Source organism: Curtobacterium poinsettiae (assembly GCF_025677645.1).
Classification (GTDB): domain Bacteria; phylum Actinomycetota; class Actinomycetes; order Actinomycetales; family Microbacteriaceae; genus Curtobacterium; species Curtobacterium poinsettiae_A.
In genome coordinates, this window is sequence record NZ_CP106879.1 from 3,361,718 (window position 1) to 3,386,934 (window position 25,217).

Below are 25,217 nucleotides of genomic sequence, written 5' to 3' on the forward strand. Positions count from 1 at the left end.
TCAGTTGCTTCGAACTCGAAGCACACGAGCAACACCGACGAAGGGCACGATCATGCAGGCAGTACGGTTCCACGAGGTCGGCGGTCCCGAGGTGCTCCGCACCGAGGACGTCGAGCAGCCCACCCCGGGCGCCGGGCAGGTGCGACTCCGCGTCGCCGCCTCGGCGTTCAACGCGGCGGACAACGGGATGCGGGGCGGGTTCCTGCCGATCCCGGTCCAGCTGCCGCACGTTCCCGGCTACGACGTGTCCGGCACCGTCGACGCGCTCGGCGACGGCGTCGAGGGGATCGCGATCGGGGACGCAGTCGTCGCGTTCCTGCCGATGGAACTCGACGGCGGGGCGGCCGAGTACGTCATCGCCCCGGCGGACGCGGTGGTCGCCGCACCGACGAGCATCCCGTTGGCCGACGCGGCGGCACTGCCCTCGGTGGCACTCACCGCGTGGCAGGCGCTGTTCGACGACGGGCGGCTCGAGGCCGGCCAGCGCGTGCTGGTCATGGGCGCTGGCGGCGTGGTGGGCAAGTACGCGATCCAGCTCGCCGTCCGCGCCGGCATCCACGTCATCGCGACGGCGAGTCCGCGCAGCATCGAGGCCGTCCGGGCAGCCGGCGCCCACGAGGTGATCGACCACACCACGACCGACGTCCGCGCCGCCGTGACGGAACCGGTCGACGTGCTCCTCAACCTCGCCCCGATCGACCCGCAGGACTTCGCAGCACTCGTCGACGTCGTGCGCGACGGCGGTGCGGTCGTCAGCACCACGGCGTTCATGGCCACGCCGGACGACGAGTCCCGCGGGGTCCGGGCGGCGACGGTGTTCGTCCTGCGCAACCGCGAGCGGCTGGCGGAGCTGGTGTCCATGGTCGACGCCGGGGCGCTGACGGTCGAGGTCACGCGACGCATCCCGCTGACCGAGCTGCCGTCCCTGCACGCCGAAGCGGCCGCGGGACGGATCAGCGGCAAGGTCGTGGTCCTGGCCGGGTGACGGCCGCACACCCCCGCACCAGCACCACCCGCACCAGCGCCGGATACGCTCGGCGCATGACGGACCAGGGGTGGCACGAGGACGTGCTCGGAGCACCGTACGAGCGGCTCGAACTGCCGCTCGGCACCGACTCCGAGGGGCCCGTCGTCGCCACCCTGGTCCGCCGCCGGCACACCCCGACGGACCTGCTGCTGCACGGTCGCGGGCCCCTGCACGGCGTCGACGTGCTCTACGTGCACGGCTGGTCGGACTACTTCTTCCAGGTCGAGCTCGCCGAACGCCTCGAGCGGCTCGGTGCCCGGTTCCACGCGCTGGACCTGCGGAAGTACGGTCGGAGCCTGCGCCCGTACCAGACTCCGGGCATGGTCGACGACCTGGCGGTCTACGACGAGGACATCGCCGCGGCCCTCGACGCGATCTCGGCCGAGCACCCCGGCTCGGACCGCCGCAGGCTCGTCCCGATGGGCCACTCCACGGGCGGCCTGACCCTGTCGCTCTGGGCTGCCCGGCACCCGGAGCTCGTGCACGGCCTCGTGCTGAACAGCCCGTGGCTCGAGTTCCAGGCCACCGCGGTCGGCCGGGCCATCGTCGCACCGGTCATCAAGCTCGGTGCCCGCCGGAACCCCCTCGCGCCGATGCCCGCCGTCGACCCCGGCTTCTACACCCGCACCGTCTCGGCCGAGGGCGAGGGGTCGTGGACCTACGAGCAGCAGTGGCGGCCGGAGCGCGGCTTCCCGCTGCACCCCGGGTGGCTCGCCGCGGTCTTCGACGGTCAGGCACAGGTCGAGAAGGGCCTCGGCATCGGGGTCCCGACCCTGGTGATGCTGAGCGACAAGAGCATGCTCCAGCCACGGTGGGACCCCGGGATGGCGCACGCGGACGTCGCCCTGAACGTCGACACGGTGGCGCACCGCTCGCTCTCCCTCGGCGATGAGGTCACGGTCCGCCGACTCGCCGGCGCCCTGCACGACGTGGTGCTGTCCGCGCCGGAGGTGCGGGAACGGGCGTACGACACGATCGGGCGCTGGGCGACCACCCTCCGCTAGTCCGGCGACGCCCCGCGACGCCCTGCGACACCCCGCGACGCGTGCGACTCAGTCGGTCAGCCCGGCCACCGCGGCACGGGTCGCCTCGGCGACGAGCGCGTCCGACGGCTCGGCACCGGGGTCGGCCCGGCTCGTCATCACCACGAGCACGACGGGTGCCCGCCCCGGCGGCGTCACGACCGCGATGTCGTTCCGCACCCCGTAGGACGCCGTACCGGTCTTGTCGGCGACCCGCCACGACGGGTCCACCCCGGCACGGATCGTCGCGTCCCCGGTCGTGTTGCCGAGCATCGCGTCGCGGAGCACCCGTCGGTCTGCGGCGTCGAGCGCGTCTCCGAGCAGCACGGTCCGGAGGTCCGCCGCGAACCGCTCCGGCGTCGTCGTGTCCCGCCGGTCGCCCGGGATCGCCTGGTTCAGGTCGGGTTCGGCCCGGTCGACGTTCGTCGTCCGGTCCCCGATGCCGCGCAGCCACCGCTCGACGGCGTCCGGCCCGCCGATCCGCTCCACCAGCAGGTTCGCCGCGGTGTTGTCGCTGGAGCGGAGCGCGGCGTCGATGAGCTCGCGCACCGTCATCCCGGTGTCGACGTGCTCGCGCGTCACGGGCGCGTACTCGAGCAGGTCACCACGGTCGTAGTGCACGACGGTCGCCAGGTCGGCGTCGGACGAGGCCTCGAGGACCGCCGCCGCGACGAACACCTTGACCGTCGACGCGAACGCGAACCGCTCCCCCGCACGGTGCGCGATCGTCCGACCGCTCCCGGTGTCGACCGCGGCGACCCCGAGCCGTGCGTCGTACCGACGCTCCAGCGCCGCGAAGGTCCTGGCGGTGGCGGTGTCGGTCGCCGGGTCGGTCGCCGTCGCCGCTGCCGACGCAGAAGCCGAAGCTGACGCGGACGCGGACGACGCCGGCCCGGTCGTCGCACCACCCGGCGCACCGGAACACCCCACCAGCCCGGCCAGCACCAGCGCCGTCAGGGCCGCGGCCGTCATCCCCGTCCCATCTCGCACGCCCCGAGCCTGCCCGACGACCGTGCAACTACCCTGAGCGGCATGCCAGCTCCCGCCGTCCGCCTCACCCGCCTGGACCCCACCGGCGCCGACCGCCAGGAGCTGCTCGCGTTCCTGACCTCCGAGGAGTTCCCGTTCCACGTCCGACGGCGCATCAGCGCGGCCGACGCGGCGAGCGCCGTCGACTCCGGTGCCTACCGCGACGACGAGCACGACACCTCCTGGCTCGACCACGACGAGCACGGGCGGATCGGACTGGTCCGCCTCGAGGACCTGGCGGACCCCGTCCCCCTGTTCGACCTGCGCCTGGCTGGCCGGTTCCGGGGAAGGGGCCTCGGGGTCTCCGCCCTGCGTGCCGTCACCGACCACGTGTTCACGACGATGCCCGCGATCACACGCTTCGAGGGTCAGACCCGCGAGGACAACACCGCCATGCGCCGGGTCTTCGTCCGCGCCGGCTGGGTGCAGGAGGCCCACTACCGCGAGGCGTGGCCCGTCGACGGCGGTCCCGCCGTCGGGTCGGTCGGCTACGGCGTGCTGCGCCGCGACTGGGAGACGGGCGAGACCACCCCGGTGCCGTGGGACGACGGCGCGCGGTGAGCGGCTGACGGTTCTGGTTCACGATCCTCGGGGTTCGCGAACCGGAACCGTCAGCGCGCGGACACGATCCGCCGTCCCGCGCCCGTCACGTGGCCAGCAGACGAACGGGAGGCCCGTGGCGGCGCCGCCACGGGCCTCCCGTCCGCCCGTCCGTCGCGTCGCAAGGCCGCGACAGAGACTCCGTGGTGGGGTGCACGCCGTCCGCGATGAGCCGGTTGCGGGGATCGGGGGACGAACCTGGGGATGCACTCAACCTCGTTGCACCGAGTGCATCGATGCACCTAGTGTTCGATGTCGTGACCATCGCGACCGACCGCCGTGCTGCCCTCAAGGCGAAGCACCGTGCCGCGATCCTGCAGGCCGCTCGCGACCTGATCGACGAGCGCGGCGGCCGCGACTTCAGCGTGGACGACCTCGCTGCCCGCGCCGACATCGCCCGGCGCACCGTGTTCAACCACTTCGCCTCGCTCGACGAGGTCCTGCTGGCGGTGTGCGAGCAGGAGCTGTCCGTCATCGTCGACCGGTTCCTCGCCGACATGGCCCGGACCCCGGTGGGCGACGGCAGTCGGGCGTCGATGTTCGACGAGCTCGAGTCCGCCGCCCGCGGTGCCGACCTGGCACCGGCGATCGCCAGCATGTACCGGATCCTCGGTGACCCCGGCAAGGACGACCCGAAGGCCGCGGTCCTGACCCAGACGGCGTTCTCGCGTGTGACCGAACGGCTCCGGCACGAGGTCGCCCGACGCTACCCGGCCGCCGACCCCCTCGACGCCGCGTTGCTCGTCGAGTCGCTCATGAGCGGCATCGTCGTCATCGCGGAGCACTGGCTGGCGACGTCCGGCCCCGAGCTCGACCAGCCGGCGCTCGACGCGTGGGACGACCTGCTCGCCCGACTCGTGCACAGCGTCCGCAGCGGCTACATGGCCGACGGCTGACACCGCTCCACCTCCTCGTCCCCCAGGGGTCCACCGGCGCACCCCGCACCACCAGCACCTGACAACGAAAGGACCGCAGGCACCCGCATGGCCGGTCTCCTCTACCGTCTCGGACGGTTCTCAGCACGACGCCACTGGCTCGTGATCATCACCTGGGTCGTGATCATGGCCGTCGCGGGCGTCACGTACACGCTCTTCGCCGGCACCATCTCGTCGTCGATCACGATCCCGAACACCAAGACCAGTCAGGTGCAGGACCAGCTCGCCGACAAGTTCCCGTCGGCGAACGGCGGCAACGGCACGATCGTCTTCGAGACGAAGGACGGCAAGGCGTTCTCGTCGTCGCAGCAGTCCGAGATCGACGAGTTCCTGAGGAGCCTCGAGAAGCTCGACGGCGTCAAGGGCACGACGAGCGGCTTCGAGACCCAGCAGCAGCTCGACGACCAGCGGCAGAAGATCGTCGACGGCCGTGACCAGATCGAGTCCGGTCGCGCGAAGATCGAGACCGGACAGGAGCAGCTCGACGCCCAGAAGGCGCAGCTCGAGTCCGGCAAGCAGAAGATCGAGGACGCCCAGGCACAGCTCGACGCGCAGAAGGCCCAGGCGCAGGCGGCCGCTGGCGCAGCCGTCCCCGCCGCACAGGCGCAGGCAGCGGCCGCCCAGCTCCAGCAGGCCCAGGCGCAGATCGACGCCCAGCAGGCCCAGATCGACGCCGGTGAGCAGCAGATCGCCGCCGCCCAGAAGACGATCGACACGAACAAGCAGAAGCTCGACGACAACGAGCAGGAGCTCGAACAGGGCTCGGACCTGCTCGACCTGTCGAAGGACATCCGCTTCGTGTCGGACAACGGCAGCGCCGCGATCGGCACCGTGCAGTTCACGAAGTCGACCTACGAGGTCCCCGCGGACACGAAGACCGCCATCGCGGACGACGCTGAGTCGGCCGACATCCGGGGCGTCAACGTGTACGTCTCGAACGACATTGCACAGGGTGTGCCGTCGATCCTCGGCCCCGGTGAGATCGGCGGTGTCATCATCGCCGCGATCGTGCTGCTCCTGATGCTCCGCACGGTCATCGGCGCCGCGGTCCCGCTCGTCAGCGCCGTGCTCGGCGTCGGCGTCGCCTCGCTCACCGCCCTGTCGTTCTCGAGCGTCGTCGAGTTCATCTCGGTCACGCCGGTCCTGGGGGTGATGCTTGGCCTGGCGGTCGGCATCGACTACTCGCTGTTCATCCTCAACCGGCACCGGACCCAGCTGAAGCAGGGCATGCAGGTGCACGAGTCGATCGGGCTCGCCAACGGCACCTCGGGCAACGCCGTGGTGTTCGCCGGTGCGACGGTCATCGTCGCGCTGCTCGCGCTGAACATCACCGGCATCCCGTTCCTCGGCCTGATGGGCACGGTCGGTGCGGTCGCGGTGCTCTTCGCGATCCTCATCGCGACGTCCTTCACCCCGGCCCTGCTGTCGCTCATCGGCATGCGGATCCTGCGGAAGAAGGAGCGCGCGAAGATCGGCAACACCGACTCCACGCGGATCCCGAACAAGCCGATGTCGAGCTGGCGCGCGGTCATCACGCTCGTCCTCGGCGTCGCGGTGCTCGGCACCATCGCCCTGCCCGCGACCCAGATGCGCCTCGGCCTGCCGAGCGGTTCGTCCGAGGCGGTCGAGTCGAGCCAGTACAAGGCCTACAAGACGCTCGAGAAGGAGTTCGGCGCCGGGCAGAACGGCCCGCTGCTCGTCGTGGCCACCCTGCCGGAGTCGATCAGCAAGAGCGACGTCACCGCGACCGAGGTCACCATCGGCCAGGCCATCGCGAAGAACGACGACGTGGAGGCCGTGCTGCCGATCGGCGCTTCGAAGGACCGCGACATCATCGCGTTCCAGGTGAAGCCCGCCGGCGGCCCGGACAGCGTGTCCACCGAGGACGTCGTGAAGGACCTGCGCGAGCAGACCGTCTCCACTGACGACGGCAAGGTCACCCTCGGCGTCGCCGGCAACGCGTCGGCGAACATCGACGTGTCCGAGAAGCTGTCGAACGTGCTGCCGCTCTACCTCGTGGTGGTCGTCGGGCTGTCGCTGATCATCCTGATCATCGTGTTCCGGTCGTTCCTCGTGCCGATCACCGCCACCGCCGGGTTCATCCTGTCCGTGCTGGCGTCGTTCGGCGGTCTGACCGCGATCTACCAGTTCGGCTGGCTCGGCTCGGTCTTCGGTGTGCACGACCCGGCACCGATCCTGAGCTTCCTGCCCATCATCGAGATCGGCATCCTGTTCGGTCTGGCGATGGACTACCAGCTGTTCCTGGTGTCCGGCATGCGTGAGGCCTACGCCCACGGCGCGAGCGCGAAGGTGGCCGTCCAGCGCGGTCTGCACGCGGGTCGCGCGGTGGTCACGGCGGCGGCGATCATCATGATCTCGGTGTTCGCTGGCTTCATCTTCTCGGACTCGTCCACCATCAAGCCGATCGGCTTCGGGCTGGCGTTCGGTGTGCTGATCGACGCCTTCGTCGTCCGCATGCTGCTCATCCCGGCCGCGATGCACCTGCTCGGCAAGAGTGCCTGGTGGTTCCCGAGGTGGCTCGACCGCATCGTGCCGGACGTCGACGTGGAGGGCGCGAAGCTCGAGCGCACCCACCCGGTCGCCGGCCACGAGGACACGCACACCGGCACCCACGCGCTCCCCGTGGAGCCCGACGCGAACGCGCACGACTCGGGGCACCCGCCCGCGCACCGCGCGTAGTCGACGCACCATCCCAACCACCCTGGAGGCCCGGTGCCGGTCCACGAGACCGGCACCGGGCCTCCAGGCCGTTGCGCCCACCGCCCCGGGTCGCGACCACACCACTTCGTGCACGAACGAAGTACCCTGAGGGCATGACCCAGACCGCCCCGGACCCGCTCGCGCTCGACCGGCAACTCTGCTTCGCACTCGCGGCGACGAGCCGCAGCGTCATCGGGCTGTACCGCGACCTGCTCGAGCCGATGGGCCTGACCCACCCGCAGTACCTCGTGATGCTCGCCCTGTGGGAGCGGGACCCACGGTCGGTGCGCGAGATCGCCGGCGAGCTGCGACTGGACTCCGCGACGCTGAGCCCGCTGCTCAAGCGACTGGAGGCCTCCGGCTACGTCCGCCGCACCCGCAGCGCCGCCGACGAACGCCAACTCGAGGTGTCCCTGACGACCGCCGGGCACGCCCTGCGCGACCGAGCACAGGCGGTGCCGCTCGCCGTCGCCGACCGGCTCGGGTGGCCACTCGCCCGACTCGAGTCCCTGAAGGACGAGCTGACCGAGCTGCTGGAGCGTGTCGACCAGGTGTGATCCACGGCCATCAGTGCCATGATGGTTCGTGCACGAACGAAAGGATGCACCGTGGGACGCTTCGGCCAGTGGTACGAACGGTGGAACACGACGCTCATCAACAAGATGGGCCCCTCGCAGATCGGTGCCGGTCGGCCCGAGGGCATCGACGACCGGACGATCGACCGGGGCTGCCCCCTGTGCGGCAAGCCCCTCTCCCAGCACCAGGTGATCCGCCCCGAGGGCCAGGTGCGCTCGTCGACGCTGGTGTGCCCTCGCGACTGACCGCACTGCCTGAAGAAGTGCTCCGAGGCGGAATTGCACCGGACAACTCGTCGTTCGCCCTGACGTGAAGCTCTTCGAACCCGCCTCCATCGGCGCCCTGTCCCTGTCGAACCGCGTCGTCATGGCCCCGCTCACGCGCACCCGCGCCGGCGAGCACGGGGTCCCGAACGACCTGCTCGTCGAGCACTACCGGCAGCGCGCCGGCCTCGGCATGATCATCACCGAGGGCACCTGGCCCGTGCAGGAGGGCCGCTCCTACCCCGGGCAGCCCGGCATCGAGACCGACGAGCAGATCGCCGGCTGGCGCCGCGTGACCGACGCCGTGCACGCCGCTGGCGGCACGATCGTCATGCAGCTCATGCACGGCGGCCGCGTCTCGCACACCGACATCTCGCAGACCCCGCGCATCGTCGCCCCGTCCGCCATCGCCGCCCCCGGGCAGACGCACCTGGCCGACGGCTCGAAGGCGGACATGCCCGTCCCGCACGAGCTGACCACCGCCGAGGTGCAGGAGGCCGTGCAGGGCTTCGTGCAGGCCGCCCGCAACGCGATCGCCGCCGGACTCGACGGGGTCGAGGTCCACGGCGCCAACGGCTACCTGGTGCACGAGTTCATGTCGCCGGTGTCGAACACCCGCACCGACCAGTACGGCGGCTCCCCCGAGAACCGCGCACGCTTCGCGATCGAGGTCACCACGGCCATCGCCGAGGCCATCGGCGCCGACCGCACCGGCATCCGCCTGTCGCCCGAGCACGGGATCCAGGGCGTCATCGAGGACGACGCCGCCGACGTCCGCGCCACCTACACCGCCGTCGCCGAGGGCCTCGCGCCGCTCGGCCTCGCCTTCGTCGACGTCCTGCACGCCGAGCCGACCGGTGACCTGGTGCAGCACGTCCGCCGCACCGTGGGCGCGCCGTTCATCGTGAACTCGGGCTTCTCGTCGCTCACCACCCGCGACGAGGCCATCGCGATCGTCGAGGGCGACCACGCCGACGCCGTCGCCGTGGGCCGCGCCGCGATCGCCAACCCGGACCTCGCGCACCGCTGGGAGCACGACGCCGAGCTCAACGAGCCGCGTCCGGAGCTCTTCTACGGCGCGACCGCCGAGGGCTACACCGACTACCCGTCGCTGGCCGAGGCGCGCGCGACCGTCGCGTAGTCGAGGCACCGACAGGTCAAACGGGAGGCCCGTGGCGACACCGCCACGGGCCTCCCGTCCGTACCGGGGCCGCGTCGCAGGCGTGCGCCGACGGTCAGTGGTCGAGGACCGAGAGCGAACCGACCACCGCGACGGCCAACGGTCCGCTGTAGGACACGCAGACGACGCCCATCCACACGGCCCCCGCCCACGTCGCTCGCAGACGGCTCTTCCGCCGGTCGCGGAGCACCAGGCGACGCCCCGCGGCGGCGATCGCGTCGGCGTGCCCGTCCTCGAGCAACGAACGGTCGTCCTGGTACCGGGAGGCGGCGCGCACGATGCGCGGCACGACCTCGCCCAGGACTGCCTCGACCTGCATCCACGGCGCAGGGCGCGACCAGTCCGCGGTCCCCGGCGCCGAGAAGACCAGCCGGTCGTCGACCATCTCGACGTTCCAGCCGGCCGCGTGGTCGACGAGCGCTGCCATCACGTCAGGGGTGAGGACGTACAGCGCGTCCCGGCCGTAGTCCTCCGGCGCCCACACCCGGAAGTGCCGGTCGAAGTCGCCCTCCAGCGACATCCGCTGCCGGTGGCGGAGCACCACCGGCAGGTCGCTGCGACGACCGTCGTTCGCCGTGGCGTCGAGGAGCAGGTGCGGCAACGTGCCGGGCAGCCGGACGGTCAAGTAGGTCCAGTCCCGCGAGACCATCCAGCGCCGCTGGACGCAGCCGAACTCGACGTCCGGGACGCCGTCGACGTGCACGGGGACGGTGCCGAACCGGGGGTGGACGCGGATGCCGGAGTAGCGCGGGGTGATCATCGAGTCGAGCGGCTTCGGACGGACCGGCCTCGCCGGGTACCCGCTGGCCTCCCCCGTCAGCACCGCCCGGGCCTCGTCCGGACGCAGGGTCCGAGGTCGTTCGCCCCGGACCAGGAGCACGACGAGCCCGACCACACCGGCGACGAGCACCACGAACCAGGCCACCCAGCGAGCGACGTCGCCGACACCCGCGCCGTTGTGGACGAGCCCGGTGCCCCAGATCACGAGCGCGGACGCGAGCCACGCGAGCGGGACCTCGATCGCCAGGAGCAGCGCGTTCCACCACCACGGGGCCTGTCGCGGGCGGCGCATCCGCGGTCGTCGTGCCGTCTCCGCCGCGAACTCGTCGTCGGACGCGGTCAACCAGCGCAGGTCCATCGGCCCCCCTCTGGAGAAGGATCGTAGCGTCCGCGTCGAGAACGCCCGGCGGAGCCGTCCACGTCTCCTAGGATCGACGCAGTGAGTACAGCAACGCCGGGCGAGCGGGGCCCCGCGCACCGAGCGCGCGACACCACGCGGTGGGACATCCAGGGCCTCCGCGCGTTCGCCGTCCTCGCGGTCGTCGTCTACCACCTGTGGCCGGGTGCCCTGCACGGCGGGTTCGTCGGCGTCGACGTCTTCTTCGTGATCTCCGGCTTCCTGATCACCGGGCTCCTGCTGCGCGAACAGCTCGCGACGGGCACGATCCGGCTCGGACGGTTCTGGTCGCGCCGGGCCAAACGCCTGCTGCCGGCCGCGTTCCTCACCATCGTGGTCACCGGGATCGCGGTGCTCGTCGCCGTGCCGAGCGCGCTGTGGGGGCAGTACGGGCGCGAGCTGATCGCCTCGACGGTGTACCTGCAGAACTGGGAGCTCGCGGCGAACGCCGTCGACTACCTGGCGTCGGCCGACGCCCCCTCACCGTTCCAGCACTTCTGGTCGCTGTCGGTCGAGGAGCAGTTCTACATCCTCCTGCCGCTCCTGCTGCTCGGCATCGGGGCACTCGCACGCCGTCGGTTCACGCCGCTGGCGACCGCGCGGCTGCTGCTCGGCAGCGTCGTCGTGCTGTCCCTCGTGTGGAGCATCGTGCAGACGGCCACCGATCCCGGCGTCGCCTACTTCTCCACCGGCACCCGCGCGTGGGAGTTCGCACTCGGCGGTCTCGTCGCCACCATGCACCTGCCCGAGGTCCGCACCGAGGTCGCCCGGCGGGTCCGCCTGGTCGCCACCGGCATCGGCGTGGTGGCCCTCGCACTGTCCCTCGTCGTGATCACCCCGGAGACGGCGTTCCCCGGGATCGCGGCGCTACTGCCGGTCGCCGGCGCGGCGCTCGTGCTGCTGTTCGGCGCGGGGACCGAGTTCGAGGACGTCGGTGCGCTCCGGCCCGTCGCCTTCTTCGGGCGGATCTCGTACGCGCTCTACCTCTGGCACTGGCCACTCGTCGTCATCCTGCCGATCATGCTGGGCCGTCCGCTCGACGGGGCGACGAGTTCGGCAGTGCTGCTCGTCGCGATCGGTCTGGCCACCGTGACGACGATCTGGTTCGAGGAACCCGTCCGGTTCTCGACGTGGCTGCGGGACCTGCAGCCCCGGGGCGTCGTCTCGCTCGCCGTGATCTGCAGCTTCACCGTCGTGACACTCGGGGCCGCCACCCTGACCGCCGTCTACGTGCAGGAGGTCAACGCGACCACGGTCACGAAGCAGGTCACCGCGGAGCAGGAGGACGACGACGAGTCCTGCTTCGGTGCCGCCGCCCGCATCGGGTTCGCGGACCCCTGCGTCGATCCCGAACTCGCCGACGTCCGTGTGCCCGCTCCGGCCGTGGCCAAGGACGACGACGACAACCGCGCCGAGTGCTGGAGCGGCACGTTCCGGCCCTGCGTCCTCGGCAAGACCACCGGCTGGTCGAAGCACCTCATCGTCATCGGCGACTCGCACAGCAACGCACTGCTCGGTGCGTACGAGAAGATCGCCGACGACAACGGCTGGCGGATCGACCTGGCCGGCGCCGGCGGGTGTTACCTCACCACCGCGCAGCAGGACTCGCTGAGCCCCTCGTCGATGCGGGGGTGCAACTCGTGGAAGCACGCCGCCATCGACTACGTCCGCGAGCACCGCGACGCCGACGCCCTGGTCGTCACCCACTCCACCACGCAGATGCCGGTGAGCCTGCCGCCCGGACCCGCCCGCGACAAGGCCACCCGCAACGGCCTGGTCGACGCGTGGGAGCAGGCGGCCGGTGACGAGCTGCCCGTCATCGCGGTCCGTGACAACCCGGTACCCCGCCCCGACGTCGTCGCCTGCCTGAGCACGATGTCCGGGCCGACGACGGACGCCTGCGACCGGTCGCGCGCCGAAGCACTCGGCCTGACGGACTCGTCGGTCGAGGCCGTCGCCGCGTTCCGGGCGGCCGGGGGCAGGGCAGCATCGATCGACCTGAGCCGCTACTACTGCACCGACACCACGTGCCCGGCAGTCGTCGGAGGCGTCCTGGTCTACCGGGACAGCACGCACATCACGGCGACGTGGGCGTCGTCGCTCGAGCCGTACCTGGAGCGTGCGCTGCAGGACCGGTTGGCGGCGTTCGCGCGCTGAGCCGGACGGCCCGCGTCACCCTGGACGCATCGCCCCGACAGGGGAAGACTGGAACGGTCGGTTCCACGTCACCAGGGAGCGAACATGCGTGAACACGTCCCCAGCCGGGTCAGCGACACCGCGGTCGACGACCTCGTCGATCGGCTCCGTCGGTACCGCGCGGTCACCCGGCCAGCGCTCGGCCACGACGTCGGCGTCGATGAGCAGCTGCTGACCGAGACGCTCCGGCATTGGGCTGACGCCCACGACTGGCGGGCCCACGAACGCCGCATCGCCGGCTGGGGCTGGCAGGAGACCGAGGACACCGCTGTACCGATCCGCGCAGTCGTCCGTGCAGCCGATCGTCTCGACGCGCCCGTGGTCCTGTTCCTCCACGGGTGGCCGGACTCGGTGCTGCGGTTCGAGCACGTGTTCCCCCTGGTGTCGGACCTGACGGTCGTCGCCCCGGCTCTGCCGGGCTTCCCCTTCGCCGCACCGGTGGAACCCGGTGGCCTCTCAGCGGTCGCGATGGCCGACGCGGTCGCCGCCGCGATGGCCGAGTTCGGGTACGACCAGTACGTCGTCTCGGCCGGGGACGTCGGCTGCGACGTGGCAGAGGCGCTCGCTGCTCGGCACGGCTCACACGTCACCGCGCTCCACCTGACCGACCTGTCGCAGTACCACTTCCTGGTGGACCTGCCGACAGACCTCGACCACGCGGAGCAGGCATACGTGGAACGTGGCCACACGTGGCAGCAGCGTTCCGGCGGGTACATGCACGAGCAGTCCACCCGCCCGCACACGCTCGCGGTCGGTCTCGGCGACTCCCCCGCCGGGCTGGCGGCCTGGATCCTCGAGAAGCTCGTCGAGTGGACCGACGGTGACGGGGACGGCCGCGCCGGTGCGTTCCCCCTCGACGACGCGGTCACGTGGATCGCCGCGTACTGGTACACCGGCGCGATCGGGACGTCCTTCACTCCGTACGCCACCCCAGCGGCGAAGGACTGGCCTCGGATCGAGGTCCCCACGGTGATGACGGTGTTCCCGGCGGACCTCGTCAACGCGCCACGGCAGTTCGTCGAGCGGTTCTTCGCCGTCGTCGAGTGGATCGAGTTCCCGAGGGGCGGTCACTTCGCCGCATGGGAACGACCCGATCAGTACGTCGAGGGTGTCCGGCGAGCGATCGCGGTCGCAGGGGACGACTCGGACTGAGCGCTTCATCAGACGATCGTCTGCCGAATTGCAGGACCGTCCCAAGTTAAGGGACGAAGTTGCTCGGACCATGCCGCGGCCATCAGCATCGCACAGCGCGATCGACGGCCAGCGGACGCTCGAGGCAACTGAAGGGGCACCCCTGTGCACATCTCGCGCCGAACTGCGCTCATCGGCATCACCGCCACCGTCCCGCTCGTCACGACCGCACTCGCGGCCCCGGCCGACGCTGCCACCCCCTCCGGCGCGGCCGGCTCCACCGGGTCGACCGGTTCCTCCGGCTCGTCCGGCTTCGCCGACTCGGGCGTGCTGGCCGTGCAGCGCTGGCTCAACACGACCTTCGGGCACCTGCACGGATGGGTGCACGTGGACGAGGACGGGCTGACCGGCAGCGGCACCGTGCTCGGGATCGTGCAGGCCACCCAGTCGCTGCTCGGCATCTCCCCCGTCGTCGCGACGTTCGGGCCGACGACCCGTCGGAAGCTCGAACAGCACGGCGACGTCGGGGCCGAGACGGGCGACGACGCCGCCACCTGGCGCCGGCTCGTCCAGGCCGGACTGGTCTGCAAGGGCGCCTCGACCGTCACGCTCACCGGTGAGTACGACGCGGCCACCGTCGCGGCCGTGCAGGCGCTCCGGTCCGACCTGGGTGCCGAGCCCGGCGCGCTCCCGCTGTCGGCGCACCTGTTCGGCGCACTCCTGACCGTCGACCCGGTCCGGCTCGCCTCCGGCGGGTCCCGAGCGGTGCGCGCGGTGCAGCAGTACCTCAACCGCACCTACGCCGAGGCGTCCGGCGGCGCGTACGGCAGCACGAGCGGACTCGTCGACACGAGCACGTACTCGGCGGCGATCCGCGCGGTGCAGGTCGCGGTCGGCGTCACGGTCGACGGCGCCTGGGGACCGGGGACGGCTGCCGCGCTCCGTGCCGCGGGACCGAGCGTCGTCGGGGTCGGGGCCACTGGCGCCTGGGTGCTGCTCGTCAAGGCGCTCCTGGTGCTGAACGGCGAGCGCGTCGTGTTCAGCAGTGCCTACTCGGCAGCGGACGCCGCGGTGGTCCGTGCGTTCCAGCAGTTCCAGGCGTTCCCGCCGGCCGAGCAGACCGGGACGTGCGACGCCGGCACGTGGGCGGCCCTGGCCGCGAGCACGGGCGACCCGGACCGTGCAACGACCGGTGCCGACACCGCGGTGCGCCTCGACGACGCCCGCGCGGCCGCCGTCCGTGCGTCCGGTGCCACCGGCGTCGGCCGCTACCTCACCAACCACCAGCAGTCCGGAGCGCTCGACAAGGCCCTGACCCCCGACGAACTCCGTGTGATGGCGAGCGCCGGGCTCGGGCTGTGGCCGATCTTCGAGGAAGGCGGGTTCACTGCCTCGTGGTTCACCGAGGAGCAGGGTGTCCGCGACGCCCACCGCGCCCACGACGCGGCCCGGAAGCTCGGGATCCCGAAGCAGACCACCGTCTACTTCGCCGCCGACTTCGACGCTTCGGCGGCGCAGGACGAGTCGCTCGTGGTGCCGTACTTCCGTGGCGTCGCCGCCGGCCTGCAGGACCGCGGGAACCTGTACAAGGCGGGCGTCTACGGCTCCCGCGCCACGTGCACCGCCGTGAGCAGCGCCGGACTCGCGCACTTCTCGTTCGTCGCCGGGATGTCGCCGGCCTGGGCGGGCAACCAGCTCGAGCCCCTGCCGGGCAACTGGTCCCTCAACCAGATCCAGAACCGCACGATCGGGTCGGGCAACGGATCCACCGAGATCGACGCCGTGGTGGACTCCGGGCGCGACCCCGGCGTCCCCGCGGCTCGGCTGGTCGGCTGACCGGCTGCCGACCGGGATCGAGCACCGCCGTGACCACCACGACCCCGCGTGACGACGAGCCGCACGCCGCGTTCCCGCACCGTGCCACCTACGTCTTCTCGAACTTCGAGGAGGCGATCTCGATGGACTGCTACTGCGACGAGGGCGCCGACCACTTCGGCGTCTACCCGTTCTACGACGAGGTCATCAAACCGATCATCGACGATCTGACCCGACGCGTCCGGCGCCGGTTCGGGAAGGAAACCCCGTGAACACCGCACACCCCACCACCCCGACCACCGCCCGGCACCGCAGCCGTCGGACCGCCACGACGGCCCTGACCCTCGGGCTGCTCGCGGCGGGCATCGCCCTGCCGACCACGGCGGCGAACGCCGACCCCCTGCCCACGTCCGCCGAACCGACGGGTTCCACGATGACCATCTCCCACGACGGTTCCCGTCCCGCGGCGTCGACGGCAGAGCTCGACACCATCGGCGCGCTCATCCTCCGACGGCTGGAGCTCGCCGACCCGGTGGCGGGGTCGAAGTGGCTCAGCGGCAAGCCGGTCGCCGACCCGGTGCGCGAACAGGCCGTCGTGGACGAAGCGGTGACCCTGGCGGAGCAGCAGGGCGTCGACCCCGTGCTGGTGACCCGGGTGATCCGCGCGCAGATCGCCGCGAGCAAGGTCGTCCAGCGTGGCCTCATCAACCACTGGACGCACAACCCGTGGACCGCACCCACGACGGCGCCGGACCTGACGACCATCCGGCCCCAGCTCGACGCCATCGACACCGACCTGGTGACCGCGCTCGGCCAGGCCCAGACCGTCGCGCAGGACCACCGGTGCGCACACCTGGTGGACGCCGAGCGGAAGCACCTCGACGTCGGACTCGACTCGCTGCACCGGAAGGGGATCGACGTGGCCTGGCACACGTTCTGCGCCGCCTGACGCGGGCAGGGGACGGGCCGTCATCATGAGCGGCCCTAGGATGTGGTGTTCACTGATCGCTCGACTCCGGGCGAGGAAGGACACCGCGCCAGATGAACCAGCGGCAGCTCGCCATGGAGGCGTCTCGACGAGCCATCATCGACGCCGCGGGGCAGCAGTTCGCGGCCTTCGGCTACGAGGCAACCACGTTCTCCCGCGTCGCCGAGGCGATGGGCAAGCCGAAGTCGGCGATCGGGTACCACCTGTTCCCGTCGAAGAAGGACCTGGCGACGGCGGTCATCGAACTGCAGCAGCAGCGCTGGCGTGAACTCTTCGACGCACTCCCTGCGCAGCCGGGCATCGAGCGGCTGACGGTGTTCCTCCTGACCACCGGGATGGACGTCCGCCGGGGCTCGGTCGCGGGCGGCGCGGTCCGGCTCCTGCACGAACTCGGCAAGGCCGGCGTGCCGGTGCCGCGCGGTTTCGACTGGTTCGAGATGACGCGGGGCGAGCTCGTCAGCGCCGGGGTCGCGGCGGCGGACGTCGACGCGGCCGCGGTCCAGCCGTCCGTCCTGCTGCTCCTCAACACGACGCTGGGCATGGTGGACGGTTCGACGCAGCTGACCGACGACGAGCTCGTGGCGCAGCTCAAGGCGCTGTGGGCACCGCTCTTCACGTCGTTCGGCATCGCCGGTGCATCCGAGGTCATCGCGGCGGCCCAGCCGTACACGCCGGTTCCCTGACCGGTCGCACCGTCCGGTGCGCCCGTGGTCGGGCCGCACCGTACAGTGCACCATGACCGAAACAGCGCCAGCGCACCAGTTGCTCCACCTCGGGGTGCTCGCCGACTCCCGGAAGGCCGACGAGCGTCGCCTGCCGATCCACCCCGCGCACCTCGAGCGCATCGACCCCGACCTGCGAGCGGCGATGACGCTCGAACGCGGGTACGGCAGACGCTTCGGCGTCCCCGACGAGCAGCTCGAGCCCCTCGTCGGCGCGATGGCCGATCGCGAAGAGGTGATCGCGACGGCCGATGTCGTCCTGCTGCCCAAGCCCCTGGCCGCCGACCTGGCGGACCTGCGGGACGGTCAGACCCTGTGGGGGTGGCCGCACTGCGTGCAGGACCGTGAGCTCACGCAGCTCGCGGTGGACAAGCGCCTGACACTGATCGCGTGGGAGGTGATGAACCACTGGCGTGACGACGGTGGTTTCAGCCTGCACGTGTTCCACAAGAACAACGAGCTCGCCGGCTACTGCTCGGTGATCCACGCGCTGCAGCTCTGCGGGTCGACGGGCGACTACGGGCGACGGCTCACCGCGGTCGTCCTCGGGTTCGGTGCCACCGCCCGCGGGGCGGTGACGGCGCTGAACGCCCACGGCGTCCACGACGTCCGTGTCCTGACGAACCGGGACGTTGCGGCGGTGGGGTCACCCATCCCGTCCGTCGACATCCTGCGCTTCGGACCCGACGACGCGTCACCGTCCGAGCTGGTGGTCACGACCCCCGACGGGCCGGTGCCGCTGGCGCCGTACCTGGCCGAGAACGACATCGTCGTGAACTGCACGCTCCAGGACCCGAACGCACCCCTCGTGTTCCTGGACGTCGAGGACTTGAGCGCGTTCCGTCCGGGGAGCCTCATCGTCGACGTGTCCATCGACGAGGGCATGGGCTTCAGCTGGGCACGCCCGACGTCCTTCGCAGAACCGTTGACCACCGTCGGCGACACGACCAACTACTACGCCGTCGACCACAGCCCCTCGCTGCTCTGGAACTCGTCGACCTGGGAGATCAGCGAGGCGCTGCTGCCGTTCCTGCGGACGGTGATGTCCGGCAGCGGAGCCTGGGCGGGATCGGAGACGATCCGTCGGGCGATCGAGATCGAGGACGGGCGCATCCGCAACCCGGCGATCCTCGCGTTCCAGAGCCGCTCCGCGGAGTACCCGCACCGCGCCGCGGACTGACCCACGCCGGCCGGAACGCCGGAACGAAGAAGGGCCCCGGTGGAATCCACCGGGGCCCTTCGTCGTTCTGCTTGCCTGTGCGCTCGAAGGGACTCGAACCCCCAACCTTCTGATCCGTAGTCAGATGCTCTATCCATTGAGCTACGAGCGCGTGGCCTTTGCGGCCGTGGAAGACTCTACAACAGGTGCGGCCCGGGCGCCAATCGAGGCCCTCCGGCCCCCGTGCTCGGCGTGTCGCGAACGGTCTCCGACGGCCGCACCGTCACAGCGCCGCGGGCTCCTCGTCGAACACCTCGGCCAGGAACACCCGGAGTGCCTGCCACGACCGGCGATCGGCACGCTCCTGGTACTGCGCGCCGTGGTCCGGGGCGTCGGTGCCGGGTACGGCGAACGCGTGCATCGCGCCCGAGTACGTCACGACCTGCCAGTCGACGTCCGGCGCCGCTCGCATCTCGTCCTGCCACGCGTGCACGGCCTCGTCCGGCACGACGGGGTCGGCGCCCCCGGTGAGGACGAGCAGCTTCGCCCGGATGTCCGCGGCGTCCGAGGGGTCGTGCGCGATGAGGCCGCCGTGGAACGCCACGGCACCGACCAGGTCGGCCCCGGTCCGTGCGAGTTCGAGTGCGGTCGAGCCACCGAAGCAGTAGCCCATCACCACGACGCGGGCGGGGTCGACGTCCGGGTCGGCGAGCAGTCGCTCGAGCCCGGCAGTGGCGCGGGCGCGCAGCAGGGGCAGGTCCTGGTAGAAACCGCCGGCGACCTGGGCCGCGGTGTCGTCACCGGGCCGGACGCCGGCTCCGTAGATGTCCGCGCCGAACGCGACGTAGCCGAGCCTGGCGAGCATCGTCACCCGTGCCTCGACGTGCTCGTTCACGCCGTGCCAGTCGTGCACGACGAGGACGGCCGGACGACGGCCCGCGATTGCGGCGTCCTTCGCGAGCACACCGAGCAGTTCGGTGCCCTCGTGGTCGTAGGGGACGTCGTCGACACGGATGTCGGCGCCGGCGGGTTCGGGAACGGTCTGCAGGACGTCGTCGGTGGTGTTCACGTCGCCCGACGCTACGCCGCCGCTCGGGCTCAGGCCTCGATGTTGTCCCAGCCGTCGGGGCCGACGGATCCGGCGGCGTACTCGTCGAGGGGCGCTTCACCGGCCTTCCACGCGTCGAGGAACGGCCCGACGACCTTCCAGCCCTGCACGGCGCTGTCACCGCGCACCGACAGCGTGGCGTCGCCCTCGAGCACGCCGGCCAGCACCTCGCCGTAGGCACTCAGGCGCCCAGGGTTGAAGGTCACCTCGAGGCTCGTGTGGTCGATCGTGTACGGGTCACCGGCGCCGTTGACGTTGAGCTCGAGCTGCATCTCGTCCGGGGCGATCCAGATGCGCAGCCGGTCCGGCAGCTCGGTGCCGGTGAGCCCCTCGGGCACGTGCGGGGAGTCCTTGAACGTGATGACGATCTCGCGGCGCTGTGCGGCGAGCGCCTTGCCGGACCGCAGGGTGAACGGGACGCCGGCCCAGCGCCAGTTCGCGATCTCCAGGGTGAGCTGGGCGAGGGTCTCGGTGCCGAGCGACGGGTCCACGCCGTCCTCGTCGACGTACGACGGCAGCTCGCGGTCGCCGACGGTGCCGGCGGTGTACCGGGCGCGCTTGCCCGCGGCGACGACGTTGCCGCCCCACGGCCGGACGGCCCGCAGCACGAGCTCCTTCTGGGTGCGCAGGTCGTCGGCCTTGATCGAGGCGGGGGCCTCCATGGCGACGACGGCCATCACCTGCAGCAGGTGGCTCTGGATCATGTCGGTGAGCGCCCCGGCCTTGTCGTAGTAGCGCGCCCGGCCCTCGAGCCCGAGGGTCTCGTCGTAGACGATGTCGACGCGCTCGACGTGCTGCGACGACAGCAGCGGCTCGATGATGCGGTTGGCGAAGCGCAGTCCGAGCAGGTTGAGCACGGTGGAGCGGCCGAGGAAGTGGTCGACGCGGTGGATGCGCTCCTCGGGGATGAACGAGTGCAGCAGGTCGTTGAGGTGCGAGGCGCTGCCGGCGTCGGTGCCGAACGGCTTCTCGAGCGCCAGCCGGGTGCCGGCGGGCAGGTCGAGGTGCGCGAGCTGCTCACAGCTCTTCTCGGTGACCGCCGGGGGCAGCGCGAAGTAGATCGCGGGGTCGTGCTCGCACGCGGCGAGCAGTGCGCGCAGGTCGTCCGGGTCGGTGACGTCGGCCTTCCGGTAGGTCGAGGCGTCGACCACGGCCTGCAGTCGCTCCGGCAGCGCCGTGTCACCGGAGGCGCCCTCGTCCTCCTCGTTCTTCGACGCCTGCGCGTTCTCGAAGGACTCGCGTACCTGCGCCTTCCAATCGGCGTCGGACAGGTCCTCGACACCGGCCCCGACGAGCTGGACGTCCCAGTCGTCCTTCACCTGGAGCAGGGTCGCGAGGCCGGGCAGGAGCAGGCGCTTGGACAGGTCGCCGCTGGCTCCGAGGATGAGCAGGCTGGTCTGGAGGCTCGACATGCTGCAGACGGTACTCATCGGCCCCGGTGGATGACCGGGCCGCTACGGTGGTGTCATTCCGGCGCGAGGGAGCACCATGAGCAGTGGGTACGAAGGGCGACGCCTCCGTGTCGCCGTGGTCGGGACGGGCATGATCGCCGGCGTCCACGCCCGGGCGGCCCGGGCCTCCGGTGCCGAGGTCCTCGGTGTGCTCGGTCGGAACGCCGCCCGCTCCGAGCAGGTGGCGGCGCAGCTCGACCTGCCCCGTGGTTACGCCTCCCTCGACGAGGTCATCGCCGACGCCCCCGACGTCGTGCACATCTGCACCCCGAACGACCAGCACCACCCGCAGGCGCTCGCAGTGATCGCGGCCGGCATCAACGTGGTGTGCGAGAAGCCCCTGGCGATCGACCCCGCGCAGGCCGCCGAGCTCGTCGCCGCCGCAGCCGAGGCCGGTGTCGTGGCCACCGTGCCGTTCGTGTACCGGTACCACCCGATGGTCCGCGAGATCCGGGCGCGCATCGCCGACGGGGAGCTCGGCCGGCTGCTCGCGGTGCACGGCCACTACCTGCAGGACTGGATGCTCGACGAGGACGCCTCGAGCTGGCGGGTCGACCCGACCTCGAGCGGGCTGTCCCGCGCGTTCGCCGACATCGGCTCGCACTGGTGCGACCTGGTCGAGTTCGTCACGGGCGAGCGCTTCGCCTCGGTGTCCGCCGCGACCGACATCGTCTACCCGACGCGGCCGGCGGCGTCCGGTCCGTCGTTCTCCGGCTCCCCCGACCCGGACCCGGTGGCCGACGCGGCCGAGCGTGCCGAGGTCACCACCGAGGACACCGCCGTCGCCACCTTCCGCACCGCCACGGGCCGCATCGGGAACGTCGTGATCTCGCAGGTAGCATCGGGCCGCAAGAACCGCCTGTGGTTCGAGGTCGACGGCACCCGCGGCAGCGCGGCGTTCGACCAGGAGCAGCCCGAGTCGGCGTGGTTCGGCAACGAGCGCGGCGCGCAGATCGTGGTCCGCGACCCGTCGCAGGGGTACCCGGACCAGCGCCGGCTGGCGATCGTGCCGGCCGGGCACCCGCAGGGGTACCTCGACGCCTTCGCGGCGTTCGTCGCCGACACCTACACCGCGGTCCGCACCGGGGTGGTCCCCGACGGGCTGCCGACGTTCGCGGACGGCGCCCGCTCCGCCGACATCATCGAGGCCGTGATCGGCAGCGCGGCCGAGACGACCTGGCGGGAGATCCGGTGAAGCTCGGCATGCTGACCGCCTGCCTGCCCGGCTGGTCGCTCGACCGGATTGCCGGGTTCGCCCAGCAGCAGGGCTACGAGCGGCTCGAGGTCGCCGTCTGGCCGGGCACCGGCGGCCGCGACTTCGAAGCGGCGCACCTGCCGGTCGCCACCTTCACCGACGAGGACGCCCTGGCCACCCGCGCCCTGCTCGACCGCACCGGCCTCGAGATCTCCGCGCTCGCGTACTACGAGAACAACCTGCACCAGGACCCGGAGCACCGGGCGGCGGTGCGGACCCACCTGAAGCACGCGATCGACACGGCGCAGACACTCGGCATCCCGTACGTCGGCACCTTCATCGGGCGCGACACCACGAAGTCCGTCCGCGAGAACATGGCCGAGGGGAACCGGGTCCTGCCCGAGCTCGTCGACTACGCCGGCGAGCGCGGTGTGCGGCTCGTCATCGAGAACTGCGTGATGGAGGGCTGGCACCCGGACGGGTACCCCGGCAACATCGCGTACTCCCCCGAGCTCTGGGGCTGGGTGACGGATCTGGGCTTCGGGCTGAACTGGGACCCGTCGCACCTGACGTGGATCGGCATCGACCCGGTCGAGACGATCCTGCCGTTCGCCGAGCACATCGTGCACGCCCAGGCGAAGGACCTCGAACTGTTCCCCAGGAAGCGCAACGAGTACGGGTTCTTCGGCAAGGTCGACAAGGCCGACGACCCGTGGGACATGGGCTGGTGGCGGTTCCGCGTGCCGGGTCGCGGTGTCGTGGACTGGCCGCGCGTCGTCGACCGCCTCTACGAGGCGGGCTTCGACGGCACGCTGAGCGTCGAGCACGAGGACCCGCTCTGGGGCGGCACCGACGACAGGGTGCTCGAGGGGCTGCGCATCGCGCACCGCACGCTCCGTCCGCTGATCGCGCAGGAGCAGTAGCGAGCACCCACCGGCAACGAGCACATGGCCCTGGTCTGGAGGCCCGGATCACGTGACCGACGTCGGTCACGTGATCCGCGCCTCCAGTCCGGTGCCTGTGAACGGACCCGTGCGCGCCCGCGCACGCTGGTGCCATGAGCACGACCGTGAGCGACTTCGTCATCGACCGCATCAAGGCGTGGGGGGTCTCCCGCGTGTTCGGGTACCCCGGCGACGGGATCGGCGCCTTCGACGGCGCGCTCGGCAAGGCGGCGTCGACGGGCGACGGCCTGGAGTACGTCCGCCCCACGCACGAGGAGATCGCGGCGCTGATGGCGACCGCGCACGCGAAGTTCACCGGCGAGGTCGGGGTCTGCGTCGCGACGTCGAGTCCCGGTGCCTTCCACCTGCTGAACGGGCTGTACGACGCGCAGATGGACAACCAGCCGGTGGTGGCGATCGTCGGCCAGCAGGGGCTCGCGGCGATGGGATCGTTCACGCAGCAGGAGTCGAACCTGGAGCGCGTGTTCGCCGACGTCGCCTGCTACGTGCAGACGGTGGCCACGCCCGAGGCCGTCGGCGTGGTGCTCGACACCGCGTTCCGCACGGCATCGCTCCGCAAGCAGCCGGCCGTCGTCGTGCTGCCCCACGACGTGCAGGCGATGGCGTACGACGCGCCGCCGCTGGAGCACTGGGCCTCGCGGTCGAGCGACGTCCCCGCGTCCACCCGGATCACGCCGCCCGCCGACGAGGTCCGGAAGATGGCGGAGATCATCAACGCCGGGTCGAAGGTGACGTTCCTGGTCGGTGCGGGTGCGCGCGGTGCGACGGCCCAGGTGCTCGCCGCCGCCGAGAAGGCGGGTGCGGGGATCATCACGGCACTCCGCGGCAAGGACGTGATCCCGTCCGACGTGCCGTACCACTCGCAGCAGCTCGGGCTGCTCGGGTCGCTGCCGTCGCTGCACCAGATCCGCGACTGCGACACCCTCGTGCTGCTCGGCACGAACTACCCGTACGGCGAGTACATGCCGAAGACGGGGCAGGCCCGGGGCATCCAGGTCGACATCAAGCCGGAGCAGCTCGGCCTGCGGTACCCGACCGAGCTGAACCTGTGGGGCGATGTCGGCTCGACGCTCGACGCGGTGCTCCCGCTGCTCGAGCAGAAGACCGACAGGTCCTTCCAGCAGACCGTCGCCGACGAGATGCGCGAGTGGGAGTCGGAGATGCGTGCGCAGTCCGAGGTCGCCTACGACGACGGCGTGAACCCGCGCCGGGTGATCCAGGCCGTGAACGACCGGCTGCCCGACGGCGTCACGGTCACCGCCGACGCCGGCACGACGGCCGACTGGTACGGCCACCACATCCGGCTGCGCGAGGGCATGCGCGGCGACATGTCCGGCCGCCTCGCGACGATGCTCGCAGCCATGCCGTACGCGGTGACGGCGAAGTTCGCGTTCCCGGACCGCCCGGCGGTGTGCACGATCGGCGACGGGGCCTTCCAGATGCTCGGCATGAACGAGCTGATCACCGTGAAGAAGTACCTGGCGGCCTGGCCGAACCAGCAGCTCGTCATCGTGGTCATGCACAACGACGACCTCGGCCAGGTGTCGTGGGAGATGCGCACCGAGGACGGCAACCCGATGTGGCGCGGCTCGCAGGACGTCGAGTCGATCGACTACGCCGGGTACGCGACGCTGCTCGGGTTCCAGGGCATCGCGGTGCACGAGGACTCCGAGGTCGAGGCGGCGGTCGAGCGGGCCTTCGCGCACCAGGGGGTCACCCTGATCGACGCGTACGTCAGCCGGAGCGTCCCGCCGCTGCCCCCGCACATCACGAAGGAGTACGCGATCAACACGGCGAAGAGCCTGCTGAAGGGTGACCCGGTCGAGTTCGACGTCGTGAAGGACTCCGCCAAGGCGATGGCGACCGAGGTCACCGAGCGGGTGAAGGGGGCGCTCGGCCGCGACTGAACCAGGTCGGGCGGGCCCAGGGGGACGGCCGTGTGAACGTCATGTGACGA

Annotated in this window: 22 protein-coding genes and 1 tRNA gene; 18 read left to right on the forward strand and 5 right to left on the reverse strand. The window is 71.4% G+C overall.

What is annotated here, in order from left to right:
• Positions 1-52 precede the first annotated feature (52 nt).
• Positions 53-985 carry an NADP-dependent oxidoreductase gene (locus tag OE229_RS16045; protein ID WP_262138848.1) on the forward strand — a complete coding sequence of 311 codons (933 nt, stop codon included), beginning with the start codon at positions 53-55 and terminating at the stop codon, positions 983-985.
• Positions 986-1,041: 56 nt separating this feature from the next.
• Entirely contained in the window at positions 1,042-2,031 is a 990-nt protein-coding gene (locus OE229_RS16050) for an alpha/beta hydrolase (RefSeq protein ID WP_262138849.1), read from the forward strand.
• A 48-nt stretch (positions 2,032-2,079) separates the two neighbouring features.
• Here OE229_RS16050 and bla read toward each other — a convergent pair whose 3' ends face one another.
• Positions 2,080-3,039 (reverse strand): class A beta-lactamase, encoded by a 960-nt coding sequence (gene bla, locus OE229_RS16055; RefSeq protein ID WP_262138850.1) that lies wholly within the window; start codon positions 3,037-3,039, stop codon positions 2,080-2,082.
• A 42-nt stretch (positions 3,040-3,081) separates the two neighbouring features.
• Between bla and OE229_RS16060 the strand changes: the two genes are divergently transcribed.
• The 6 genes from OE229_RS16060 to OE229_RS16085 all read left to right on the forward strand — a co-directional run bounded on the left by OE229_RS16060 (position 3,082) and on the right by OE229_RS16085 (position 9,314).
• Complete coding sequence (locus OE229_RS16060; protein ID WP_262138852.1) at positions 3,082-3,639, forward strand: GNAT family N-acetyltransferase; 558 nt, start codon at positions 3,082-3,084, stop codon at positions 3,637-3,639.
• 296 nt (positions 3,640-3,935) lie between these two features.
• Complete coding sequence (locus tag OE229_RS16065; protein WP_209134040.1) at positions 3,936-4,574, forward strand: TetR/AcrR family transcriptional regulator; 639 nt, start codon at positions 3,936-3,938, stop codon at positions 4,572-4,574.
• An 87-nt stretch (positions 4,575-4,661) separates the two neighbouring features.
• Positions 4,662-7,313, forward strand: coding sequence for an MMPL family transporter (locus OE229_RS16070; RefSeq protein WP_262138854.1), 2,652 nt, complete (start codon positions 4,662-4,664; stop codon positions 7,311-7,313).
• Positions 7,314-7,447: 134 nt separating this feature from the next.
• Positions 7,448-7,891, forward strand: a complete 444-nt coding sequence (locus OE229_RS16075; protein ID WP_017888357.1) for a MarR family winged helix-turn-helix transcriptional regulator — start codon at positions 7,448-7,450, stop codon at positions 7,889-7,891.
• A 51-nt stretch (positions 7,892-7,942) separates the two neighbouring features.
• On the forward strand, positions 7,943-8,155 hold the full coding sequence (locus OE229_RS16080; protein ID WP_027466129.1) for a hypothetical protein: 213 nt from the start codon (positions 7,943-7,945) through the stop codon (positions 8,153-8,155).
• 64 nt (positions 8,156-8,219) lie between these two features.
• Positions 8,220-9,314, forward strand: coding sequence for an alkene reductase (locus OE229_RS16085; RefSeq protein ID WP_182064784.1), 1,095 nt, complete (start codon positions 8,220-8,222; stop codon positions 9,312-9,314).
• A gap of 94 nt (positions 9,315-9,408) precedes the next feature.
• Here the strand turns inward: OE229_RS16085 and OE229_RS16090 are convergent, their stop codons facing one another.
• Entirely contained in the window at positions 9,409-10,491 is a 1,083-nt protein-coding gene (locus OE229_RS16090) for a hypothetical protein (RefSeq protein WP_262138856.1), read from the reverse strand.
• An 81-nt stretch (positions 10,492-10,572) separates the two neighbouring features.
• On the opposite strand from OE229_RS16090, the gene OE229_RS16095 reads away from it, so the two are divergent.
• From OE229_RS16095 to OE229_RS16125, 7 genes are all read left to right on the forward strand, one after another.
• Positions 10,573-12,687 carry an acyltransferase family protein gene (locus OE229_RS16095; RefSeq protein ID WP_262138858.1) on the forward strand — a complete coding sequence of 705 codons (2,115 nt, stop codon included), beginning with the start codon at positions 10,573-10,575 and terminating at the stop codon, positions 12,685-12,687.
• Positions 12,688-12,771: 84 nt separating this feature from the next.
• Positions 12,772-13,878 carry an epoxide hydrolase gene (locus OE229_RS16100; protein ID WP_262138860.1) on the forward strand — a complete coding sequence of 369 codons (1,107 nt, stop codon included), beginning with the start codon at positions 12,772-12,774 and terminating at the stop codon, positions 13,876-13,878.
• 144 nt (positions 13,879-14,022) lie between these two features.
• A complete protein-coding gene (locus tag OE229_RS16105) occupies positions 14,023-15,693 on the forward strand; it encodes a glycoside hydrolase domain-containing protein (protein WP_262138862.1) in 1,671 nt (556 codons plus the stop codon).
• 29 nt (positions 15,694-15,722) lie between these two features.
• Positions 15,723-15,944 (forward strand): hypothetical protein, encoded by a 222-nt coding sequence (locus OE229_RS16110; protein ID WP_027466125.1) that lies wholly within the window; start codon positions 15,723-15,725, stop codon positions 15,942-15,944.
• The gene (aroQ, locus tag OE229_RS16115; protein ID WP_262138865.1) at positions 15,941-16,621 is read left to right on the forward strand and encodes a gamma subclass chorismate mutase AroQ; all 681 of its coding nucleotides are present in this window, start codon (positions 15,941-15,943) and stop codon (positions 16,619-16,621) included. The genes OE229_RS16110 and aroQ overlap by 4 nt, the downstream gene beginning before the upstream one ends.
• Before the next feature lie 92 nt (positions 16,622-16,713).
• On the forward strand, positions 16,714-17,343 hold the full coding sequence (locus OE229_RS16120) for a TetR/AcrR family transcriptional regulator (protein ID WP_262138867.1): 630 nt from the start codon (positions 16,714-16,716) through the stop codon (positions 17,341-17,343).
• Between the two features lie 52 nt (positions 17,344-17,395).
• On the forward strand, positions 17,396-18,562 hold the full coding sequence (locus OE229_RS16125; protein ID WP_262138869.1) for a N(5)-(carboxyethyl)ornithine synthase: 1,167 nt from the start codon (positions 17,396-17,398) through the stop codon (positions 18,560-18,562).
• 78 nt (positions 18,563-18,640) lie between these two features.
• Here OE229_RS16125 and OE229_RS16130 read toward each other — a convergent pair.
• The 3 genes from OE229_RS16130 to OE229_RS16140 form a co-directional block, all read right to left on the reverse strand.
• Positions 18,641-18,713: transfer RNA gene (locus tag OE229_RS16130), tRNA-Arg, on the reverse strand.
• Positions 18,714-18,824: 111 nt separating this feature from the next.
• Positions 18,825-19,610, reverse strand: a complete 786-nt coding sequence (locus OE229_RS16135) for a dienelactone hydrolase family protein (RefSeq protein WP_071246870.1) — start codon at positions 19,608-19,610, stop codon at positions 18,825-18,827.
• Between the two features lie 29 nt (positions 19,611-19,639).
• Positions 19,640-21,061 carry a glucose-6-phosphate dehydrogenase gene (locus OE229_RS16140; RefSeq protein WP_263344740.1) on the reverse strand — a complete coding sequence of 474 codons (1,422 nt, stop codon included), beginning with the start codon at positions 21,059-21,061 and terminating at the stop codon, positions 19,640-19,642.
• Positions 21,062-21,137: 76 nt separating this feature from the next.
• Between OE229_RS16140 and OE229_RS16145 the strand changes: the two genes are divergently transcribed.
• The 3 genes from OE229_RS16145 to OE229_RS16155 all read left to right on the forward strand — a co-directional run bounded on the left by OE229_RS16145 (position 21,138) and on the right by OE229_RS16155 (position 25,167).
• A complete protein-coding gene (locus tag OE229_RS16145) occupies positions 21,138-22,295 on the forward strand; it encodes a Gfo/Idh/MocA family protein (RefSeq protein ID WP_182064789.1) in 1,158 nt (385 codons plus the stop codon).
• Entirely contained in the window at positions 22,292-23,218 is a 927-nt protein-coding gene (locus OE229_RS16150) for a sugar phosphate isomerase/epimerase family protein (RefSeq protein WP_262138872.1), read from the forward strand. The genes OE229_RS16145 and OE229_RS16150 overlap by 4 nt, the downstream gene beginning before the upstream one ends.
• Before the next feature lie 134 nt (positions 23,219-23,352).
• On the forward strand, positions 23,353-25,167 hold the full coding sequence (locus OE229_RS16155) for a thiamine pyrophosphate-requiring protein (RefSeq protein WP_111109936.1): 1,815 nt from the start codon (positions 23,353-23,355) through the stop codon (positions 25,165-25,167).
• The last annotated feature ends 50 nt before the right edge of the window (positions 25,168-25,217 follow it).

What these genes read in the sequence shown, in the direction of transcription:
- OE229_RS16050 (WP_262138849.1), top strand. Translation starts at nt 1,042, where the DNA reads ATGACGGACCAGGGGTGGCACGAGGACGTGCTCGGAGCACCGTACGAG.
- OE229_RS16140 (WP_263344740.1), bottom strand. Translation starts at nt 21,061, where the DNA reads ATGTCGAGCCTCCAGACCAGCCTGCTCATCCTCGGAGCCAGCGGCGAC.
- OE229_RS16045 (WP_262138848.1), top strand. Translation starts at nt 53, where the DNA reads ATGCAGGCAGTACGGTTCCACGAGGTCGGCGGTCCCGAGGTGCTCCGC.
- OE229_RS16075 (WP_017888357.1), top strand. Translation starts at nt 7,448, where the DNA reads ATGACCCAGACCGCCCCGGACCCGCTCGCGCTCGACCGGCAACTCTGC.
- OE229_RS16100 (WP_262138860.1), top strand. Translation starts at nt 12,772, where the DNA reads ATGCGTGAACACGTCCCCAGCCGGGTCAGCGACACCGCGGTCGACGAC.
- OE229_RS16145 (WP_182064789.1), top strand. Translation starts at nt 21,138, where the DNA reads ATGAGCAGTGGGTACGAAGGGCGACGCCTCCGTGTCGCCGTGGTCGGG.
- OE229_RS16125 (WP_262138869.1), top strand. Translation starts at nt 17,396, where the DNA reads ATGACCGAAACAGCGCCAGCGCACCAGTTGCTCCACCTCGGGGTGCTC.
- OE229_RS16155 (WP_111109936.1), top strand. Translation starts at nt 23,353, where the DNA reads ATGAGCACGACCGTGAGCGACTTCGTCATCGACCGCATCAAGGCGTGG.
- OE229_RS16070 (WP_262138854.1), top strand. Translation starts at nt 4,662, where the DNA reads ATGGCCGGTCTCCTCTACCGTCTCGGACGGTTCTCAGCACGACGCCAC.
- OE229_RS16060 (WP_262138852.1), top strand. Translation starts at nt 3,082, where the DNA reads ATGCCAGCTCCCGCCGTCCGCCTCACCCGCCTGGACCCCACCGGCGCC.
- OE229_RS16120 (WP_262138867.1), top strand. Translation starts at nt 16,714, where the DNA reads ATGAACCAGCGGCAGCTCGCCATGGAGGCGTCTCGACGAGCCATCATC.
- OE229_RS16090 (WP_262138856.1), bottom strand. Translation starts at nt 10,491, where the DNA reads ATGGACCTGCGCTGGTTGACCGCGTCCGACGACGAGTTCGCGGCGGAG.